Here is a 20,632-nt window from a genome sequence, read left to right as displayed (position 1 = left end):
CCACCCTGTTGTCCCGCAATCCCGAGGGGCTGTTAAGGTTATCGGCATAAACGAAGGGAACTGCATACCCCGGCCGGGGGCGGGTTACAGCCGGACTTCGGAGAGCTGCCGGGCAATCAGGTCGCCGCAGGCGGAGGTGGAAAGGCCGGAGGAGGAATCGAGAGAGGGGATTTTTCTGGATTTTAGGAGTTCCGCAACAGCTTGTTCGATGCGGGCGGCGGCGCGGGTTTCCCCCAAATAGTCCAGCATCATTCCGCAGGCCGCGATGGCGGCCACCGGCGAGGCGACTCCTTTCCCTTTGTATTTGGGGGCGGAGCCGTGAATCGGCTCGAACATCGAGACCTTGCCGGGGTGGAGGTTGCCGGAGGCGGCGATACCCATCCCCCCCTGCAAAACCGCCCCCAAGTCAGTCAATATATCACCGAAGATGTTGTTGGTGACCACCGTGTCGAACTGTTCCGGGTTTTTGATCAGCCACATGCAGGCGGCGTCGATGTAGGCATGGTCGGTCGCCACTTGGGGGTATTCCTTCCCAACGTCCGCAAACGTCCGCGTCCAGATATCCATCGCCCGGATGGCGTTGGCCTTGTCCACCAAGGTCAGTTTTTTCCGGCGTTTGGAGGCCAGCTCAAAGGCATAGCGAATCACCCGTTCGCATCCTTTGCGGGTGAAGACCATCTCCTGCAGGGCGACTTCGTCCGGCGTCCCTTTTTTCAAAAAGCCGCCGATTCCGGCGTACAAATCCTCCGTATTCTCCCGCACCACCACCATATCGATGTCTTCCGGCTTTTTATCCTTGAGGGGACAGAGGTGTTCGGCCAACAGTTTGATGGGGCGCAAATTGACATACAAATCCAGCCCAAAGCGGATGCCGGCGATTACGGCCCGTTCCACCAACCCCACCTCCACCCGCGGGTCGCCAATGGCGCCGAGATAAATGGCATCCTGCTGTTTCAGTTCGTTCAACACCGAGTCCGGGAAAAGCTCGTTAGTTTTTAGGTAATGCTCCGAGCCGTGGGGGTAGTGGGTCAGTTTGTACTTAAAGCCCTCGATTTCGGAGGCGCGCTTCAAAACCTTCAGCCCTTCGGCAATGACTTCCGGCCCGATGCCGTCGCCGGGGAGAACGGCGATTTGATATTCTTTACCCATCGGGTCGCAAAATTAGAGTTTTTGGGGAAAAAGGAAAGCGGTTTTAGCAAAAAACCCGCGCAACGCTTGAACAGCTTTTTGGTTCTCAACCGGTTAGAAAAATTGTTTCACGTGAAACAATTTTTGGGCGAGACAAAAGTGCAACGGATATTGTTGCGTTTTTGCGTCGCCGCAAAAGTACAAAAAAGAAAGCCGTCCGTACGGGCGGCTTTCTCGAAGGCAAAATCATTCTATTTAATCAACTGCATCTTCTTGGTCTCTATGAAATCCCCGGCTTTGATTTGATACAGATAAATTCCCGACGAAACCGGCCGGCCGGCTTCGTCTTTTCCATCCCAGAGCGTTTGATGATATCCCGCCGGTTTTTCCTCATCCGCCAGTTTGCGAACTACCTGTCCTAAAATGTTGTAAATCCGCAATTCAACCTTTGCCCCTTGCGGCAGTGCATACCGAATAGTTGTTGTTGGATTGAAAGGATTGGGAAAATTCGGTCCCAGCGCAAATTCGGTTGGCAAAGCGCTTGATCCTGCCTGACCGGTTGAGGCAGTGGCTTTGCCCAGCCCGCAACAAGGGCTGACGCAAAACCCACCGGGATAGGCATAAGCTGGTTGAATGACTAGTTTGCTGTCTGGCGGACAGGTCTGCTTAATCCAGAGCAGGCTGCTGTCCCCTGCTGCATCGAAGGCCGTAATGTAGAAGCTGTAAAGAGTGTCCTGTTGCTGCGTGCAAATGATGGCTGAAGTGGACGTCGAGATAACGCTTTGTTCGTAGGTCTCCCAGAGTTGGGTGACGGGAAAACAACCCCAACACGGACACATCGCCGAGCGATTTTTCAGCCAGTAAGCGTCCACTCGGTAGTTTACAATCGGCACGGCCGGGTTCTGATTGCTTGGGGCATTCCAAGTCAGAACGACTTTATTTGTCTTGTAGGTGCAGTAACCGGGAGGCCCGAGAAGCTCTATTCCCCCTCCTTCCGCTGTTTCGATTTCGGACGCTCCTCCCCCCATTCCTTCATTTATGCAATAAGTTGTAACTGACCCTACAGCCGCTTTAAAATTCACCCCTGGTTTGGGCCGGGTTCTAACCGTTACCTCGTTGCTGTAAACCGTCTGATTGCGGGTGAAGGCCTTTATCCGGTACGTGTAGGTCTGGCTTCCCATCAAATCGGACATATCCGTCCAAGTCGTGGTGTTCGGCGGCAGGGTGGCGACAACGCCCCAAATGTTGTTGGTGGCGTCCTTGCGCTCCACCGCCATTCCTTCTTCGTTGATGTTGTTTTCGGGAAAATCCAGCTTCACCCGTACCGTCCATCCGGAAGCCAAAACCACATGCGGATAAGTCACGCTGGCCGAGGGCGCCGTCAACAGCGGTTCACCCAAAACGGTGTACTGGAATGAAACATTCGGGGCCGTTGTCGGCGTCCAGCCGAGGAAATTTCCGGCAAGGTCCCATACTTCGTAAATATAAGTTCGAAGCTGGCACCCGGTGTTCGTAATGGTTCCCGGCACAACCTCGCTGAAGGGAAGCCCAACGTTCGGCGACTCGGGCGAAAAACCGACCGACCCGTTACCGCGGCCCCAAGCTGCCGGCCACGGATACAAGCTGGTGGATAGCGGGCTGGCACCGGTGTAAAACGGCTGGGGAAAGGTAACGGTTCTTCGAATCTCATGGCGCCTAACGTAGTATGTGCCGGGCGCCAGTCCGGGTACATCCCACATAATGGTCGTATAAGGTCCGACCGAGGCGACATCGGTTCCACCGGTCCCGCCGGAAATCCGCTGCAAAACGTACGGCACCTGCAGCAACTTCAAGGCCCGTTCGGCGTTAATGAGGCCATAACCGGTAAACTTGTCCCAGCCAGCCGGTAAAGGAGGGTCAAAACGGTCGTCCCTGTCATCTGCCGACAATTTGATGATGTTCTCGATGTCATCATTGGAGTAGCTGGGCCGAAAACCAATAAGCAAGGAAGACAGCCCGGTTACAAATGGCGCGGACATCGAAGTGCCGGCGACATTATCGTATGACAGTTCCGCGCCATCGGAAACCCGCCCGAAATACCTGGGAAATGTGGACAAAATGTCCTGGTCGTTTGTACCCGGGTAGGGGTTGATGCCGCCCGGAGCGCTTACGTCAATGTGATTTCCCTGCGTGGAGAAAGTGGAATAATTGCCGGTGTTTTGCAGCGCGCCAACAGCTGTAATCCCCTGGCCAAAAGCGGCTGGAAAAAAGGCCCGCTCGTCGCTACTGTTGCCCATAGAAACCACCGATACCCGGTTTACCCTGTAGGCATAGGAAAAGGCGGAACGCACGGTCAAGGAATAGTCCGGGCCGCCCCAGCTATGGTTCAAAACGTGCGCACCCTCATTAACGGCAGCTCTCGTCTTGTTGTAAATCTCCACGTTGTCGAACGTGGCAATGTTTTTGGCGATGATTTTGGCGTTCCAATCCACACCGGCCACGCCCCGGTTGCCGTTGTTGTTGGCGCTGGCGGCGGCAATACCGGCCACGTGCGTTCCGTGGAAGAAAGCCGGATCGCCCGGATAGTAAGATTCAGCGCTTTGAATCCTGCCGGCAAATTCCGGGTGATTGGGGTCAATGCCGCCGTCCATTATTGCAATTTTAATGCCCGAGCTGCCTTGAAAAATCTCCCATGCCGCGGCCGCCTTTATGTCCTCGCCTGCCGTGCCACCCGCCTGACCGGTGTTTTTCAATCCCCACTGCCGATAAAACAGGTTGTCGTTTGGCACAATTTCAAAGTACTGGGCGGTGCCGTTGATTTCGGAATAGACGACGTCTCCGCGCATGCTGTCCAAGGCCTGCTTCAAAGCGGAAGCATTTCCGCCCGAAACAAGCCGAATCCGGAAAAGGCGGGATAAGTCCAGCAGCTTGATGGGATTTCCCGCCGAATCGTAGGCAATCGTATCGGCCCGGTTAAAATACGGATCAGCTTTTTCGATGACTTCAACCGCGTAGTTCGTCAACGTGTCGCGCAAGGGCTGGTAGTTGATTGTGGTTTGCTGAACGCTGGCGCTGATGGACGGGGGTGGAATGATAATCGTGGTGTCTGTTTTTACGTAAACCAGAACCTCCCTTTGGGCCTGTTCTGCGGTCACGCTCCAAAGTGAGGCGGTTTGCAGAAGCAGGAAGCCAAAGGCCATTGGCAGTATAATCCGTTTCATTTCTTCCTCCGATAAATTGGGTTTACGGTTTCAGTGAACGTCCTCTGCGAATCGGGCGCTTGGGGCGGGCCTCTTGGACTCATAATTCTTGCCTTTTGCCTTCCCCGGCCTATATTGAAATGGGAGCATAAAAGCCGAAGCGTCCCGCCAAGCGGGATGCTTTGTTTTATGCCTGCCGCGCCTTGGGCGTGTTACTTTAGCCGGTTACCGCCCAGGGCTTTTTTTCGGCAAAGAAGTTAAAGTTATCTGTCGTTTATTTCTTCCATCCGCATCCATTGTAAATAAGGTTCCATACTCCGGTCTTGTGTCGCTGTAAACAATCTTTTTTCCATCCGGCGACCAAGTTCCTTCAAAGGAAGGAGTTGTAAGCAATTTTTGAAAGCTTTGTCCGGCTGAATCCATAGTGTAAAGGTAGCTTGGAGCAACGTAGATGTCGTTGTTTGGTTCGTAAACCGTCAAGAGAATTTTGGAATTATCCGGATTCCACCGAAGATGACTCCAGAGCGCAAAAGGGGCTTCTCTTAACTTTCTAAAGGTCGAATCGATTAAGTTGAAAATACCGACATAGAGCTTTTGTTCCCCTTGTTCAAAGAAAGCCCGAAAACAAAGTATGCTACTCCCGTCATTTGACCAATCAGGGCTCGCTCCCCCAGAATCCATCAAAAGACTATCTGTTGTTTGGTCTGGACTAATAATTCGAAGTCCTCCGCCAGGATTGCTAGCCCTGACATATGCAATCCAGTTCCCATCTGGAGACCAAGCCGGTTGTTGGTCTTCACCGCCAGAAGTCAACTGGGTCAGACTATCCCCATTGATTTTAATTTTATAAATAGCGTCATCCGCAAGATTAGCAAACGCCACCCACTGGCCATTCGGAGAAAAAGCCGGCTGAACGGCCAGAACCGAAGGCACCAATACTCGACGATTATTCCCGGTAGTGTCGATTAGATAAATTCCTGAAGTATCGCCGAACTGGGTTCTTCCCCCATGTAAGTACGCAATGGTCTTGCCATCCGGGGACCAGGTGGCATTGTAGTCCATATAACGGGGATAGGTTCGGCAGGTATCCCAGCCCCAGTTGTTGATGCAGTCTTTCCATTTATCTGCGGTGGGTTTTTTGGAACACCCCACCAGCGGGGCAACGAGAAGAAGGGCGAGGAGAAACAGAAAGAGATTTTCTTTCTTTCTTGCTCCTGCCGCTCGGACTTTACGCTTCATTGTCCATAACTCTCTGTTAGCAAAGATAATATAAGCACGATTTTTTTTTTTTGTGTCAAGGGCTTTTTTATCCGGTTTAAAGCGCTTGACCGGCAAGGCATAAGCCGGTATTTTCGCTTCTGCTGTCCCCATCGTCTAGCCCGGCTTAGGACACCGCCCTTTCACGGCGGTAACACGGGTTCGAATCCCGTTGGGGACGCTTTTTTTTAATCAATCCCGGACAGCAGCGGTGAGCTCCAAGATGATGGAGTTAGGTTCTTATTTTTGCGGATTTTTCCTTGATTTGTCCGGATGCCTGGTTCGGGCCGCCGAAGATAACGCCGGTTTTTTTCAGCATATCGAAGGGGGGTACGCCGCCGATGAAGACAAAAACGTAATCGTTCGGGAGTTCAAGCAGACCCCGGTCGGTTTTCAGCAAAACAGACGCTGGCCGTATTTCCTCCACTCCCGCATCCGGAAGCGCTTTAACCCGCCCCTTGTTGATAAGTTCCGTGATGCGTTCGGCATTTTTCTTCTTGATGCGGGCAAATGCATCCTTTCGATGGATAAGGGTCACCATATTTCCCGTCTGCCGGGCCAGGCCAATGGCCGCCTCCACGCCGGCATCTCCGCCTCCCACAACCAGAAGATGCTTGCAGGTGTAGGATTGGGCATCCATAAGCTGGTAGGTCACCTTGGGGAGTTCCTCCCCGGGAACGCCCAGCTTGCGGGGTGTGCCCCGGCGACCCAAAGCGAGCAGCACAAAGCGGGCGCAGTGGTACCCTTTGGCCGTGTGCAGTTCAAAAAAGTCGCCATTATTCTTTACCCCTTCGACTTTTTCGTTCGTACGGAGATTCACCTTGAAGCGGGCAACGACTTTTTGCCAGGTTTCCAGTAAAAATTCCTTTGAGTATTCCTCTTCTTTAAGCCAGCCGTACAGGGGAATTTCCACCGGCTGGGTCATCACCAACTTGCGGCGGGGATAATGCAGAATCGTGCCCCCGACCTCTAATTCTTCCAGAAGAACGTAGTCCAGCTTGTGCTGGATGGCGGTAAGAGCCGCGGAAAGCCCGGCCGGCCCGGCCCCCACGATGGCCAAATCCGGCATCTGCTTGCTGCGCCCCCGGCCGGCCCTACGGGCGATTTCTGCGACGGCTGTTTTTCCCTGGGCGACGGCGTTGCGGATGAGCGAAAGCCCTCCCAACTCGCCGGCGATAAACAGTCCGGGAACAGTTGTTTCGTGGTTTTTGCTTAGAATCGGCATATCGGGGCGGCTTTGAACATCCCCCAGGCCCACTTTGATGGCCCCGACCGGACAGACCTCCGCGCAGTAGCCGTGCCCCACACAGCGCACTCCGTTGATGACCGCTGCTGTGCCGTGCACCACCCCCAGAACGTCCCCCTCGGGACAGGCCGCCACGCAACTGCCACAACCGATGCAGAGCGCGGCGTCAATTTGCGGATATTGCAACCGGGGACGGTCCAGCCCCAGACCGGCCGCTTCCTGCTTTTCGCGGACGGTTTTTTTATGACTTTTGTGAAAGCGAACCCAATAAGGAACGAAAACCGCGACGCTTAAAACCGCCACGAAAAGCCAGATTAAAAGTTGTTCCATCGTTTTGCTCCGTTTTCAAATCCTCACGGCCTTAAAAAAAGTATCCGACTTCACCCTGGAGCCGGGTACCACGGATGTCGTCCCCCGTGCTGTACTGCATTTGACCGCTGAAAAAAAGCCGGAAAGCCAAATCGAGTCGCAGCGAAAAATCGAACGTGTGGTTGACCCGGCGGGGAAGGGGACCGCTGCCTTTGTAGGTGTAAAGCCCCCAGCCGGCGCTGGCGTAGTTGCTGCCGAAGAGATACTGGTCGGCACGCAACGAGAAGTTGTACCCGCTTTCGAGCGGACCGGAAAACCCGCCTGCCGAAATATTTGCGCTCGTGCGTCGGCTGAAAAGTTCCCGACGGGTAAGCCCAGCCGTGTAGGTGTAGGTCGGTCGCGAATCCCCCTTGCGGTTGCGGATGCCGGCGCCGACGACACCGTAATACTTGGCGAGCCGGTCAAAATCAAACTGCAACCGCAGCCCTTCCCGCATACGGCGGTCGAAAAGTGTATCGGCGAGGTATTGCGTCTCGTAGGTCCAATAGTTCAGACCCCGGTCGTAATTCAACGAGGCGGAGAATTTTTGGCTCACGCGGTAGCGGGCAAAGCTGTACAGATTGGTCAGCGTGAACGGATCACCCATTTTCTCCCGCCGCCAGCGCCGGTTGTAATCCACTTCCGTATTCTGACCAAAGCTGAAGCGCTCCCCCAGCCCCCAGTATCCCTGCAGATAGAAAAACTCCCGGTTGACGTAGAAATCGTGGTAGCTCCCGGCGGCGGCCAGGGTCAACTCCAGCCGGTTGGCCTGGTAAGCCCCACGGGTGTAGTTCAAATACACGCCCCCTTTTTGGAGGGGAAGGCCGATGTTCGTGTACATCCATTCCGGCTGCAGGCCGGCAAAGGTGCCCGCCCGCACGAAATCGGAGAACCGTTTTTCCAAAAGCGCTCCATCCAGATAACCGGCCGTGCTTACGCGTCGGGGCAAGAACCGGCCGGCATAAAAATTAAAAGGGGCTTTTTCATCGTCGAAGGCCAAATAAAGCTCGCTTACGTGGTTTACCCACTCGTTTTTGGGAACCGTGCTGCTGTAGGCCCGGCTGCGCTGGTCGTACCGTCCGCGAGCCCGCAGGGTGAAGGTGATTTCTCTGTCCCACAGTCGGCGGGCCGTCAAATTCAGCCGGGCACTGGACTGGGAGAAATCGAGCCCGTTTGGGCTGTTGTCGTTCCAATTGTGATAGAGGGCGGAAAAACTGCCGCTTAGGGTGGCCAGCCGGGTTGCACCGAAGCCCGAGGCGGGGAAGGCGCGTCTTGCCGGAGCCGGCGGCGGAGGGGTTGTCACCACGGCAGGCCGGGGAACGGCGGCTTCGCCAATCGTTTCTTCTTTCACCGCCACATCCCCGATTTGAATCTCCCCCTCCCGCAAAAGAACCTCACAGGAGGCGGAATGTTCGGCAGTGAAATCGACCTCCAAGCTCGCCTTGATTTTCCCTTTTTCCATTATGATCAAACCGTCGCCGACGGCAAGACCGTCGGCCGTTCCGCCGGAGAGATAAACATGGTCGGCGGAAACGTATTTAATCGTGAAGACAGTCTTCGGCTCGCCAGCCCAAATTGCCGAACTGAAAAAGAACAACAAAAGGACCGATAAAAGCCGCCGGGTTCTATCTGCGGAACTCATTCGTTTTCCCTTCATCTTACTGTGCCACTTCCCTTCGGCGGCCATTAGTGGGTCCCCCGCGGGTGGCAGTTATAGCAGGCCGTGCTGGCATATTGATAGCCCTGTCGGCCGGCATGCTTGGCATCCATTGTCGCTTTGTCGTGGGCGTGGCAGTTGATGCATTCAAAGACGGCAAAATTGGACGGAACGACATGACAATCGGCGCAGGTGGTCCACCTTCCCTTGTGGGAGCCGGAATAAATGGGGAAATATTGGGCGTCATGATTCCAGCTCGAAGGCACCCAGGCCGAGGTCGTATGGCAGGTCTGGCAGTCGGTGGAAAATCCTGCGGCCGAATGGTTGGGGTTGGTGGTGGCCGCATAATCTCCTTGGTGGCAACCGTAGCAGTTTAAAGGAAGACCGGTGTAGCCCGTGGCGTGACAGGCAACGCAAGCCGTACGCAGGTGCGCGCCGGTGAGCGGAAAGCGGGTCTGGCTGTGGTCAAAGCGGGCCGGCGTCCAGGCCGTGGTGGTGTGGCATTGGGTACAGTCGTGATTGAAATTGTTCTGCACGTGGTTGGGGGACTGGGCGGCGGCAAAATTGTTCTGATGGCAGCTGTAACAGTCCGCCGCCGTACCGGCATACCCTGTTACGTGACAGGAGGCGCAGGCCACCGTGCGGTGTGCCCCTGTAAGCGCAAAGCGGGTGCGTGCGTGGTCAAAGTTGGCCGGAACCCAAAAGCTGGAGGTGTGGCAGGAGGAGCAGTCGTGACTGAAGCCGCCCTGCACGTGGTCCGGATTCTTTGCCGAGATAAACTGGCTCTGATGGCAGCTGTAGCAGTCGGCTGCGGTGTTGGCAAATTCCTCGCGGGCCTGGCCCCGGTGGCAGGCCTCGCAGTCGGCGGTGGCATGGACGCCGGTCAACGGAAATCCCTTCTGGGCGTGCAGGGTCAGAATATCCTGCCGGTTTTGCCAGTTTTCGGTGGTGTGGCAGTTCTGACAGGCAATCCCCATCTGCCCTTTGTGAACGTCTGTATGGCAGTCCGCGCAGGCCACAGCCACCCGGCTGAAAACCGGCGTTTTGTGGCAGCCGATGCAGGCCGCCGCCTTGTGCGCCCCAACCAAGGCAAAGCCGGTTTCGTTGTGCGCAAACTTCAAAGGGGAGCGGAGCTTGGACCAGGATTTGGCCGTGTGGCAATCCTCGCAAGCCCACTGGATTTTTCCATGGGGGTTCTTGTCGGCCGTGAGCCCGATGACCGCCAGCCCGGCCAAAGAGAAAACGGTTAGTGCGGCAAAGAGATGTCGTTTCATAATCAACCCTTCTTTTTGCGCAAATCCTTCTCTTTTTTTTCGTCGTGGCAGGATTTGCAAGTGGAGGAAAGCGGTTTGTAGCGAACGAAACGGACATTGTTTTCCAGAACCAGTTTGTGGCAGTCCTGGCAGGGAACGGAAAGATGGGCACCTTCCAGTTTAAAGGCCGCCTGGGTATTGTGATCGAACTTTTCCGCCAGCCAGCTGACGGGGGTGTGGCAGCGTTCACAGGGCATAACTGTTGAACGGCCGCCGGAAGCCAGCCGGAACTGGGCGCGATGAACATCCGAATGACAATCGCTGCAGCGTTGAGACAGCTCGGTGAACGTCAGATGGGCAGTTTGCAGATTGCTCGCCGCTTTTCCGTGACAGGCCCGGCAGGCCGCATCGGCATGTCGGCCAACCAAAGGATAATCTGTTCTGGCATGATCAAATTTCACCTGCCGCCAGCTTTCAACCGAGTGGCAAAGCTCACACCCTTTTTCAGCAAAAGCTTTTTTGATCGTCCCGTGCGGATTGGCGTGGCAGCCGGAACAACGATTGGAGGCGAAGGTAAAACGGACTCTTTTTTCTGCGCCTGTGCCGACGGAAGTATGACAGGAAACACAAGGAACGGCAAGATGGGCGCCCATCAGTGGATAATCGGTTTTCTGATGCTGGGCCAACGTGAATCGTGCTGGAGAAAACCCTTCCGCTGTGTGACATTCCTCACAGGTTCCGCGCAAAGGGCGGCGGGCAAAGTCGCCCCTGTGATAATCGGAATGGCAATCCATACACTTTTCAAACCTTAAACCTGCGTACGGTTTTCCGGGTTTGTGGCAGGCCTCGCAGGCCAGAACCGTATGCTTTCCCAACAGCGGGTAGCGGGTCTGCCGGCCATGGTCAAAGGCGGTCCGGTCGGCCAACCGCCAGCTCTGTGTGCCGTGGCAGCGCTCACAACTATTGCCAAACCGCTTGCGGTGCGGGTCTTGGTGGCAGTCCGTGCAGAACTGATAGGGAACGTTGGCGAAATGCAAAAACTCGCGATCTTCCGTTTTGGGCGATGGATCTGTCTTTGTTGCATGACACTTGGCGCAGGGCGTTGTGCTATGTTTGCCGGTCAAGACAAACTTCGTTTTGTCGTGGTCGAACCCCGGGGCCGGGCGCCAGCCGGCCATTGTGTGACAGGAAAGACAGGCCGCCGCGAATTGGCCGCGGTGTTCATCCAAATGACAGCTCGCGCAGTTCAGCTCCAAACCCAAAAAGGTTTTCTGGGGGTCTTTTTTTTGGTCCAAAAGCTTTTTCTGATCGCCGATGAATCGGGGCTGATGACAGGACTGGCATTTCAGCACGGAATGTTTCCCTTCCAACGGGTACCCCGTGAGGGCGTGGTCGAATTTTTCCTGCCCCTCTTTGAACCAAACCAGTTGAAAATCCCGCCCCTGATGCTCCACGTGGCAGCTCTGGCATTCCCGAAAGGCCGGTCGGCTATGAATTCCTTCCCCTTTTTGAATGCGTGCTCCAAGCACGGTGTGGCAAGCCAAACACTTGTCTGCCGAAATGCCGCGATCCGCAGCGTGGCAGGCGTTACAGTTTTTGACTCCTTCCAACATGGCATGGCTTTTGGCCAGCTCTCCCGGGGAAAGCTGGGCTTGGACCCTGGCGAATAGGAAAAAAATAAGCAGCGCTCCATATCGGTAAGTTTTCGGCATCGGCTCTTTGTCAGAAGTTCCAGGCGTATCCGGTCCAGACCGCTACCCCGATGTGCACGGCCATCACTATGTACATAATCACGGCAAACGGTTTATGCACGACGTGCCAGTAGTGAAAGAGTTTCTGCATCTGGCCCAGCAAAATCACCCGGTGGCGCAGTTGGGTCTTCTTTTCCGCCAGCTTCACCAATTGACGAAGCTGCCGACGGGGAAGCCCCAAGCTCTTTGCGTATTCTATCCGCAGCCGTCGGTGGATGGTCACCCGTAGCCAGCCGTCCAAAAGAGCCAGACTGAAAGCCCGCAGAAGGCCGATATTTTTATTCGCGTCCAGAAAGCCGATAGAATCAAACCGGCTTATCTGCGTATCCGAAAGTCCGAATTCCTGATTCAGCCGAGTGACGAAACTTTTATTTAATTCCTCAAGCTCCTGCAAATTCAACTGGTTTCCCTGAATGTTGCGGGGAATCTGGCGGTACAGATAGCGGCCGAAAACGCCGCTGGCCGCCACCACAACCATTGACCAGAAGCTCACCGCCACCAGCCCCTGAACCTTGAAAGAGGAATGCAGCAAGATTAAAAGCGGTCCCATGATACCCAGATAGATGTGGAAATTCAGCCAGTGGGGCAGATTTCCCAGCCGCCTCAAAAGCTGGGTCCGTTTCCGCAGGGAATAGACCAGCATCAAAACCATCATCGCCGAACCGGCTATGCCGAAGGCCAGTCCGCGACTGCCGGCCGGGCGCAGAGTGCGGTACCGTTCGTGATGCGGGCGCTGGGCATATGGCAGAGTGTAGTAGGAGGCCCCGTCAACAAAAAGATAGACCAATACACTGAACGAGACGAAATAAATCACCCGACCAATCCAACGAGTGAGAAAATTGGTTTTCTGAACCGAGGCGGCTTGGGATACTCCCACCGCCATCTGAACGGGATGAGCTGTCATCCTCATATTATATGACCTCCGTCATATTATCGACTAAAAAAAGTATAATCTTGAAAAAAACGGATCTCCTAAGCTCTTGAAACACAGACAGTACCGATGTCAAAACCTGGTGTTATCGGGCCTCCATTGAAAAAGCTCATCTTAGTCAAGCCCCCGCCGGTGGTAATATTTTTCAAGCTAAGGCCGAATTCCACTTTTACGGATGGCCGGGTTTGTTCGCTTGATGTAACTCGAGAATTGGTCCCGGGAATCCCGTTGAGGACGCTTTTTTATCTGGACAAAACGAAAAATTCCGCTTTTTTCCGGCTTTCGGGGCGTTTTCCCCGGGCGGGAAGTTGAGGCGATGAACTTGACGCGCAAAGCGCTTATCTGGATTTCGGAAAATCAAACACTTAGGCAAAAGCTGCCCCGCTACCGGTTCGTGCAGCGGGCGGTTTCCCGCTTTATGCCGGGGGAGGAGTTGGCGGATGCGCTGGTTGCCGCGGAGGGGATGAAGAAAAAAAATATTGCGTCGCTCTTCACTTTGCTGGGAGAAAACATCAACGAACCGGCGGAGGCGGAAAACGTTGCCCGGCATTATATCGACGCCCTGCCACAAATTGCGCAAAAGGGACTGGACGGGCAAATTTCGGTCAAGCTCACCCAATTGGGGCTCGATTTGGGGGAGGAGCTTTGTTACAAAAACTTGGCTGCCATCATCAACCGGGCCAGGGAGTTCGACAACTGGGTCTGGATTGATATGGAGCAAAGCAAATACGTGGATAAAACGCTTGCTCTTTACAAAAAAGCCCGCAAGGAGTACGCAAGAGTGGGCGTTTGCCTGCAATCCTACCTGTACCGGACCGCCAAGGACCTTGAGGAGCTGCTCCCCTTTTCTCCCGGCATCCGACTGGTCAAGGGGGCGTATGCCGAACCGGTTAATATGGCCTACCCAAAGAAAAAGGACGTGGATGCCAATTTTATGACGCTGGCCAAGGTGCTGCTTTCGAACATCAAAAAGAAGGGAGTCACTTTCGGGGTGGGCACACATGATTTGACCCTGATTCGAAAAGTTCAGCAAGAAGCGGAAGCTCTCGGACTTTCTAGAAATGATTACGAGTTTGAGCTTTTATACGGAATTCAAAGCGAGGAACAGCAGCGGCTGGCGCAGGAGGGGTATCGCGTCCGCTGTCTTATCAGCTACGGGCATTTTTGGTTCCCTTGGTACGTCCGGCGGCTGGCGGAGCGGCCGGCGAACATTTTCTTTGCCGTAAAACAGCTCTTTCGGAACTGAAGCATTATATTCCGCCCTTCCCGCAAGGCGGATTGGATGCCCCGGGGCGTTTTCGTATGAAGGAAATCGAGGAGTAAAAATGCCGAAAACCAAACGGCTAATCACCGCCGAAGACTTGTTGAAGTTCAAGTGGGTTCGTGCCATCGCGCTTTCGCCGGACGAGTCCAAAATCGCCTTCACGCTCGAATGGATTGACGACAACCGGCAAAAGTACTGGTCGAATCTTTGGGTTGTTCCGGCCTCGGGCGGTGTGCCGCGGCAGTTTACCACCGGCAAGGTGAAAGACCGCCAGCCGGTCTGGTCGCCGGATGGAAAGTTCATCGCCTTTGTATCCCACCGTGATGAGGAAGATGGCATCTACATCATTCCGGCGGACGGGGGGGAGGCGCGGAAGCTGGTGTCGATGGACGGGACGTTTGATTCGCTCTCCTGGTCGCCGGACGGGAAAAAGCTTTTGTGCGCTTTCCGCAAGAACGATCCCCCACCGATTGGCGAAGACGGCAAGCCGGATCGCAAAGCGGCGCCGGTTTTCCGGCATATCACCCGGCTTTTCTACAAGCTGGACGGGGAGGGGTTTTTGCCCAAGGACGGTTTTCATATCTGGACGTTCGATACGACCTCCGGAAAAGGGACTCAACTCACCGCTGGCCGCTACGAGGAACTTTCCCCCGCCTTCTCGCCGGACGGCAAATGGGTTTGCTTTGCTTCCAACCGCCAGCCGGACCCGGACCGGGAAAGTTTGCGCATCGATTTATGGGTGATTCCCTCCGGCGGCGGGCGGATGCGGAAACTTCCCACACCTCCCGGGCCAGTCGCTTCACCTTCCTGGTCGCCGGACGGAAAAAAGATTGCCTACATCGGTCACGCCAACCCGGAGGATGCTTGGGGAGTGGAAAACGACCATGTATGGGTCGTTCCCGTTCTCGGTAAGGGGGAGGCCAAAGACGTAATACCCGATTTCGACCGCCCCTGCATCGACGTCACCATCTGCGATATGCAGGAAGGGCACGGCGTTGCGGCGCCGGTTTGGTCGGCGGACGGGAAGCGGCTTTACTTTATGGCTTCCGATTCCGGGAGCACCGCGCTTTATACCGTTCCCTCGTCCGGGGGCAAAGTCAGCCGGATTTTAACCCGTCCGGGGCATTTGCAGCGTTTTTCGGCCGCCAAGGGCGCCAAGACAGCCGCTTTGGTTTTTTCGGATTTTTTGATGCCTGCGGAGGTTTTCACTTTAAAACTATCAGAAAAACCGGCGCAACCGAAGCAGGTTACCTCCATTTCAAAAGAGTTTTTGGAAGGAATTTTGCTTTCCCGGCCGGAGCCGGCTTCTTTCAAAAGCTTTGACGGCACTCCCGTGCAGGCCTGGATAATGAAACCAACCCATTTCAAGCCGGGGCGGAAGTATCCAGCCATTTTGCAGATTCACGGCGGGCCGGCGGTTCAGTACGGCATATCTTTTTTCCACGAATTTCAGCTCTTGGCCGCGCGGGGATATGTGATTTTCTTTTCCAATCCCCGCGGCGCTCAAGGGTACGGCGAGGCGTTTGCCGGGGCGATCGTCGGTGACTGGGGGAATATCGACTACAAGGACGTAATGGCGGGAGCGGATGAACTCGCCCGCAAACCGTTCGTCGATCCCAAACGGGTGGGGGTGACCGGCGGGAGCTACGGCGGGTTTATGACCAACTGGATTGTCGGCCATACCAATCGCTTTCGGGCCGCTGTCACCGGGCGTTCCGTGGTGAACCAGTACAGCATGTCCGGCAGTTCGGACATCGGGCACGAAGTTTACCGGGAAATGAAGGCCACAATCTGGGATGACCCGGACAAACTCTTGCGGATGTCGCCCATTTCTTACGTCAAAAATGTCAAAACGCCGCTTTTGATTTTGCACAACGAGATGGATTTGCGCTGTCCCATCAGCCAGGGGGAGGAGCTTTTTTTGGCGCTGAAGATGCTGAAGAAGAAAGTGGAGTTTGTCCGCTTTCCGGAGGAGCCGCACGGGCTTTCGCGCCACGGGCGGCCGGATAGGCGGCTGGCACGGCTTGACTGGATGTTGAAGTGGTTTGACCGATATTTGAAGGGGCGCTGACCTCACCCCTGTCCCTCCCCTTGAGGGGAGGGAAAAAGTTGCGTCAGGAATAATTGCTGACGCAAGGGGCACGGCGCGCCGTGCCCCTACAGTCAACGCGCCTCGCTGCAATAAGTTCTTCTTTTGCTGCGTATAATAAGATTGAGTCGGGGGCTGGGAAGGAGCGGCAGTATGAAAGCGAAATTTAGGTTGGTCGGCTTGATGGTGCTGGCGGTTTTAAGTTTGAGTTGCAGCAAGAAGAGCACTTCAAGCGGAGGAAACCCTCCCCCTTCCGGGAATATTGGGATGGCCGGCAGCGTTTTCAATCCATCCTCGAGAACCGTGACGGTGGGGACAACCGTGACGTGGGTCAACAATGACGTGACCAGTCACACGGTAACCAGCAACACAATGGGTTTGTTCGACTCAGGCACTCTTACACCGAACCAGACGTTCTCCCATACCTTCAATTCGGCCGGCACGTTTGGCTACCACTGCAACTTTCATGGGGGAATGACCGGAACGATAACTGTTCAGTAGTTTACTTATTTGGAAACCAGAACCTTTTGCAGTTCCGGTTTTTCTTTGGCGGTCAAGTCGATTGGGAGCTTGGAGCCCGGCAGTTCCTTGCCGCGGCGGACTACGGAGATGATGCCGCCAATGGTCACCAGAATCGTTCCCAGCCAGACGAAGATGATGAAGGGCTTTTTGGATATCTCGATGGAGACCACGTCCTGCGCAGCAGTGGCGGGTACCACGGCCGGGCCTGAAAACTTCAAAACCACCTGACGGGGGGTGGCGCGGGCGTCAATCAACTGCACCGTATTGCCGTTGGAAAGCTCGACCGGAGGCGAGACCCGCTCGCCGGAGTTTTTAATCGTCACCGCAGGCTTGCGCACGCCGTGCGCGCCGTAACCGGCCACTTCCAAAATGGCGGTGATGGAAATCTCGCCGCCATCCGGGTCCATCTTGGTTTCGCCAAATCCCTTGAAACTGATTTTGTAACCGAAGGCATCCTCTTTCGTTTCGCTGTCACCGAAAACCAAAACGCCGGGCTCCTCCTGCTCTTCGGTTGCGCGGGAGTGGTTGATGGGGGCGATGTAAAGGTCGTACATAATCCCCTTCTGGATGGCGGGCTTGCGCATATACCCCTGATTGTATTCCGCCCAGAAAAAGCGGGGACGGGCTTCGGTCTTTCTTCCGTTCTTCTCGACCGCGAAGATGAGGGCGTTTTCGGGTTGCTTCAAATCCCCTTCCGTTCCTTTATAGGTCAGCGTGTAGCCGAAGGCCTCCCCTTTTTCCCCCAAGGCCAAATTCAAGCGCTTTTCCTGCGAATAAACGGAGGAGAAGATGAAACCGGCCAAAAGCATTGCCACGCCGACGTGGGAAAGATGGCCGCCAGAATTAACCGGCCGGGAGGCGGCGGAACGGAAAAAGATGGCAATGTTGGAAAAGAGGGCAAAAAAGGTCAGGAGGTGAAAGAGGGGATAAATGCTTTCACGGAAGCCGGCGAGGAACGTCAAAACGGTGCAAAGCAAAGCAATAACGGCGGGCCAGAGGGCTTTTTTCAGCTTTTCATACGGCGTGGCGGAGCGCCAGAAAAGATAGGGGGAAAGACCTATCAAAAGCGCGATGGCAATCCCTATCGGCAAATGCGTTTTTACATAGTAGGAAATTTCCACGTTGGAGGGCTGGCCGAAAAGGCGGGTTATCAAGGGGGAGGATGTGCCCAAAAGCACCATAAAGGCGGAAAGCGAAATGAACAAAATCATCAAAAGCACGTTGAAGTCCTGATTGACAATCGGACCGGAATAGACGGGGCCTTTGATTTCGCGGGTGCGCCAAAGAAGCATCCCGTACCCGACTATGATGAAGGTAAAAAGGAAGAGAACCAGAAAGCCATTGATCCCCAAATCGACGAAGGAATGAACCGAAAAATCGGCCAGAATGCCGGAGCGGGTAAGGAACGTGCCATATACCACCAGCAGAAAGGCCGTTATGGCTAAAAAGAAGTTGGTTTTGGGCAATGAGCCCTTGTTCTTCTGAATCAAAAAACCGTGGGTCAAGGCCAGACCGCCCAAGAAGGGCATCAAGGAGGCGTTTTCGACTGGATCCCAACCCCAATAGCCGCCCCAGCCCAAAACTTTATAGGCCCAGAAACCGCCCATAATAATGGAGGTGCCCAAAACCATCCGGCCGAAGTTGACCCAAGGGAAAGCGGTCGTCACCCAGTTGCGGTATTCCCGCCGAGTCAAAGCGGCCATCGCCAGCGCAAACGGAACGGCCATTGCGGCAAAGCCCAAAAACATCACCGGCGGATGAATGACCATCCAATAATCCTGCAAAAGGGGGTTCAGGCCGCGACCGTCGGCAGGTGTAATTGCCGAAAGGGCAAAAGGGGAACGTTTGACCAGGATAAAAAGCAAGAAGAGCTGGACGAGCAGGTAGAAAAACATTCCCCGCTCCTCGTATTCCCCAAGCCGCTTGAGCATAAATAACCCCAAGACGGCCGACCAGCCGAGCCAAAGCAGGAAAGAACCCTGCTGCCCGGCCCAGACGGAGGAAAACAGATAATGGAAAGGCAAATCGGAAGAGGAGTATTCGGCGACGTAGGTGATTTCGTAATGCTTGGTTACAAAAAGATAGAAAAGGTAAACCAGCGCGCCGACAGAAAAGAGGGCGGAGGCCCAATAGAAGCGGCGGCCCCAGACCAAGGTTCCCTTGGAACGACCCCATGCGTATAGATAGCTGACGATGGACAGAACGCAAAACGTCAACGCCGCCCCCAAAATTAGATTGCCAAAAAGAGAAACGTTCATTTTTCCGCCTTGTAGGTTTGCACTTCCTCCCCCTGATACTTGGAGGGGCATTTGACCAACAATTGGTCGGCCTGGAATACTCTTTCCCTATAATTCCCGATGGCCACAATCTGGGTGGCCTGGTCGAAGTTACCGGGACGGACTCCCTTGTAGGAGACCTCCAGCATCTCCCCGTGGCTGTCCTTTAACGTGAAGTACAACAGCCCGGCGGTCGTATCATACCGGGTGGCGGATTTTTCCAGTTCCCCCATCACCTGCACGGTCTGGGGGGAGCTTTTGGCCTCGGCAAAACTGACATAGGGGGTGAGGCTGGTTTTCAAGCTGACCGCCCCGTAAATCACGAACCCCACGATTATGACCAGGGCAACGATATAACGGATTTTCACGGCAATCAGTCCTTCTTTATTTCCTTTATCAGTTTATCGACTTTTTTTTCCAGCCGCAAGAGGTAAAAAAAAAGGGCCGCCCAGACCAGAAGAACAACGACCATTACAACGTAGTTATGGTTCACGCCATTCCTTTCCTATTCAGTTCCGCCACCTTGATTTTGGCTCCCAACCGGTAGAGATAATAATACAAAAGAGTGAAACCGGCCAGAGAAGAAAAAAATATCCAGCGCACCACCGGCCCCATATTAAACTTCTGTTCTTTCCCAATGACGGTATCGGAAGGGTGTAAGGAGGGGGTTATGCGGGGAACGATGAAAATCAAAAAGGGAACGGTCAAAAAGGCCAGAATGGCGTAAGCCGAGGAAAAAGTGGCCCGTTTTTCGGTTTCGCCGATGCTCCCCCGCAAGGAAAAATAAGCGAAGTAAATCAAGAGCTGCAAAAATATGGAGGTCTGGCGGGGGTCCCAGTTCCAAAATGCGCCCCAGGCAAAACGGGCCCAGATGGCGCCGGAGACGGTGGCCAACAGGCAGAACAGGAGTCCCAGTTGCGCCGAAAGGGCGGCTTTGGCATCCATTGTCATATCCTTTTTGAGCAAGTAGCGCACCGAGAAAAGGGCGGTCATAAAGAAGGCCAACACGCAAAGCCAGGCGCAGGGAACGTGGAAATAAATAATACGGGAGGTCTCGCCGATCTGCTGCTGGGGGGCGGGCTGGACAAAGGCAAAAACGATGACCGCCGAGAGCCATATGAAAAGCAACCAGTTTTTCATTCTGCCTACCTGATTATAAAAAATTAAGCGACAATCGGCGTATTTTTTTTGAGAAAATCACACAACCCCGGTTAATCAAAACCGGAGGGCGGTTAACCGCCCTCCGGTCGCTTTTTCCGGTAGTTTCTTTTTTCTTAGCGGAACCACCCGGGTTAATCAAGGCGATTTTGGAATTGTCCTTAATTTTCAAAAAGCTCTTCAAGCGGCCGTCATAGTTCATCTGCAATCCGTTGGTTACAAGGAGTCCAACGTCCGCTGCCACGATGGCTCCGTTTACCTGCATAGTTCCACCCGTTTTAGAGGCTGGACGGGATATGCCATAAATGGAGTTGTTGGTGTAGAGCAAACCATCCACCTTAAGCGGGCTGCCCGACGTACGGGAGGTCTCGTCATTAATCCAGAACTGTTTCAGTTGGGCTTCAGTAAGCCAGTTGCCTTTTGGGGCGAGGTTTATACTGCTCCCCATTAGTGACAGGGTAGGATGAATGGAGTAGATTGTGGCTGAATTCACAAGGAGGATTCAGCGATGCGGAAGCGGGTCTTTGATGGCAAGACCAAAGCGAAAGTAGTTTTGGAGGGGTTGCGGGGGCG

The 20,632-nt window shown here is 54.6% G+C and carries 16 protein-coding genes and 1 tRNA gene; 4 read left to right on the top strand and 13 right to left on the bottom strand.

Annotation, left to right across the window (positions count from 1 at the left end; translation table 11 throughout):
* Nucleotides 1–84: 84 nt before the first annotated feature.
* The 3 genes from VNL73_08540 to VNL73_08530 all read right to left on the bottom strand — a co-directional run bounded on the left by VNL73_08540 (nucleotide 85) and on the right by VNL73_08530 (nucleotide 5,678).
* Nucleotides 85–1,149 carry a 3-isopropylmalate dehydrogenase gene (locus VNL73_08540; GenBank protein ID HXF49453.1) on the bottom strand — a complete coding sequence of 355 codons (1,065 nt, stop codon included), beginning with the start codon at nucleotides 1,147–1,149 and terminating at the stop codon, nucleotides 85–87.
* A 230-nt stretch (nucleotides 1,150–1,379) separates the two neighbouring features.
* The gene (locus VNL73_08535; protein ID HXF49452.1) at nucleotides 1,380–4,328 is read right to left on the bottom strand and encodes a S8 family serine peptidase; all 2,949 of its coding nucleotides are present in this window, start codon (nucleotides 4,326–4,328) and stop codon (nucleotides 1,380–1,382) included.
* 204 nt (nucleotides 4,329–4,532) lie between these two features.
* Nucleotides 4,533–5,678: a hypothetical protein gene (locus VNL73_08530; GenBank protein ID HXF49451.1), complete on the bottom strand. Its 1,146-nt coding sequence runs from the start codon at nucleotides 5,676–5,678 to the stop codon at nucleotides 4,533–4,535.
* Between VNL73_08530 and VNL73_08525 the strand changes: the two genes are divergently transcribed.
* Nucleotides 5,671–5,745, top strand: a tRNA-Glu gene (locus VNL73_08525). The genes VNL73_08530 and VNL73_08525 overlap by 8 nt on opposite strands.
* Before the next feature lie 51 nt (nucleotides 5,746–5,796).
* Here VNL73_08525 and VNL73_08520 read toward each other — a convergent pair.
* Genes VNL73_08520 through VNL73_08500 form a run of 5 tightly spaced genes read right to left on the bottom strand, consistent with a single transcriptional unit; the run spans nucleotide 5,797 to nucleotide 12,729 of the window.
* Complete coding sequence (locus VNL73_08520) at nucleotides 5,797–7,140, bottom strand: NAD(P)-binding domain-containing protein (GenBank protein ID HXF49450.1); 1,344 nt, start codon at nucleotides 7,138–7,140, stop codon at nucleotides 5,797–5,799.
* Between the two features lie 31 nt (nucleotides 7,141–7,171).
* A complete protein-coding gene (locus VNL73_08515) occupies nucleotides 7,172–8,800 on the bottom strand; it encodes a hypothetical protein (GenBank protein HXF49449.1) in 1,629 nt (542 codons plus the stop codon).
* A 44-nt stretch (nucleotides 8,801–8,844) separates the two neighbouring features.
* Nucleotides 8,845–10,089: a hypothetical protein gene (locus VNL73_08510; protein ID HXF49448.1), complete on the bottom strand. Its 1,245-nt coding sequence runs from the start codon at nucleotides 10,087–10,089 to the stop codon at nucleotides 8,845–8,847.
* Nucleotides 10,090–10,091: 2 nt separating this feature from the next.
* A complete protein-coding gene (locus VNL73_08505; GenBank protein ID HXF49447.1) occupies nucleotides 10,092–11,780 on the bottom strand; it encodes a hypothetical protein in 1,689 nt (562 codons plus the stop codon).
* A 10-nt stretch (nucleotides 11,781–11,790) separates the two neighbouring features.
* A complete protein-coding gene (locus VNL73_08500) occupies nucleotides 11,791–12,729 on the bottom strand; it encodes a hypothetical protein (protein ID HXF49446.1) in 939 nt (312 codons plus the stop codon).
* Nucleotides 12,730–13,066: 337 nt separating this feature from the next.
* Between VNL73_08500 and VNL73_08495 the strand changes: the two genes are divergently transcribed.
* From VNL73_08495 to VNL73_08485, 3 genes are all read left to right on the top strand, one after another.
* Complete coding sequence (locus VNL73_08495) at nucleotides 13,067–13,996, top strand: proline dehydrogenase family protein (protein ID HXF49445.1); 930 nt, start codon at nucleotides 13,067–13,069, stop codon at nucleotides 13,994–13,996.
* 79 nt (nucleotides 13,997–14,075) lie between these two features.
* Nucleotides 14,076–16,085: a S9 family peptidase gene (locus tag VNL73_08490; protein HXF49444.1), complete on the top strand. Its 2,010-nt coding sequence runs from the start codon at nucleotides 14,076–14,078 to the stop codon at nucleotides 16,083–16,085.
* Between the two features lie 171 nt (nucleotides 16,086–16,256).
* Nucleotides 16,257–16,604, top strand: coding sequence for a cupredoxin domain-containing protein (locus VNL73_08485; protein HXF49443.1), 348 nt, complete (start codon nucleotides 16,257–16,259; stop codon nucleotides 16,602–16,604).
* A 5-nt stretch (nucleotides 16,605–16,609) separates the two neighbouring features.
* Here the strand turns inward: VNL73_08485 and ccsA (VNL73_08480) are convergent, their stop codons facing one another.
* From ccsA (VNL73_08480) to VNL73_08460, 5 genes are read right to left on the bottom strand one after another with little or no spacing between them, the layout of a single operon-like run.
* On the bottom strand, nucleotides 16,610–18,883 hold the full coding sequence (ccsA, locus tag VNL73_08480) for a cytochrome c biogenesis protein CcsA (GenBank protein HXF49442.1): 2,274 nt from the start codon (nucleotides 18,881–18,883) through the stop codon (nucleotides 16,610–16,612).
* Nucleotides 18,880–19,269, bottom strand: a complete 390-nt coding sequence (locus VNL73_08475; GenBank protein HXF49441.1) for a cytochrome c maturation protein CcmE — start codon at nucleotides 19,267–19,269, stop codon at nucleotides 18,880–18,882. Before VNL73_08475 ends, ccsA (VNL73_08480) begins: the two co-directional genes overlap by 4 nt.
* A 5-nt stretch (nucleotides 19,270–19,274) precedes the next feature.
* Nucleotides 19,275–19,394 (bottom strand): CcmD family protein, encoded by a 120-nt coding sequence (locus VNL73_08470; GenBank protein HXF49440.1) that lies wholly within the window; start codon nucleotides 19,392–19,394, stop codon nucleotides 19,275–19,277.
* A complete protein-coding gene (ccsA, locus tag VNL73_08465; protein HXF49439.1) occupies nucleotides 19,391–20,041 on the bottom strand; it encodes a cytochrome c biogenesis protein CcsA in 651 nt (216 codons plus the stop codon). The genes VNL73_08470 and ccsA (VNL73_08465) overlap by 4 nt, the downstream gene beginning before the upstream one ends.
* A 13-nt stretch (nucleotides 20,042–20,054) precedes the next feature.
* Nucleotides 20,055–20,552 (bottom strand): hypothetical protein, encoded by a 498-nt coding sequence (locus VNL73_08460; protein HXF49438.1) that lies wholly within the window; start codon nucleotides 20,550–20,552, stop codon nucleotides 20,055–20,057.
* Nucleotides 20,553–20,632 lie beyond the last annotated feature (80 nt).

Source organism: Verrucomicrobiia bacterium, assembly GCA_035574275.1.
In the GTDB taxonomy this organism is placed as follows: domain Bacteria; phylum Zixibacteria; class MSB-5A5; order DSPP01; family DSPP01; genus DSPP01.
Note: the sequence above shows the minus strand (reverse complement) of the source record. Positions and strands in the feature narration are given on the sequence as shown.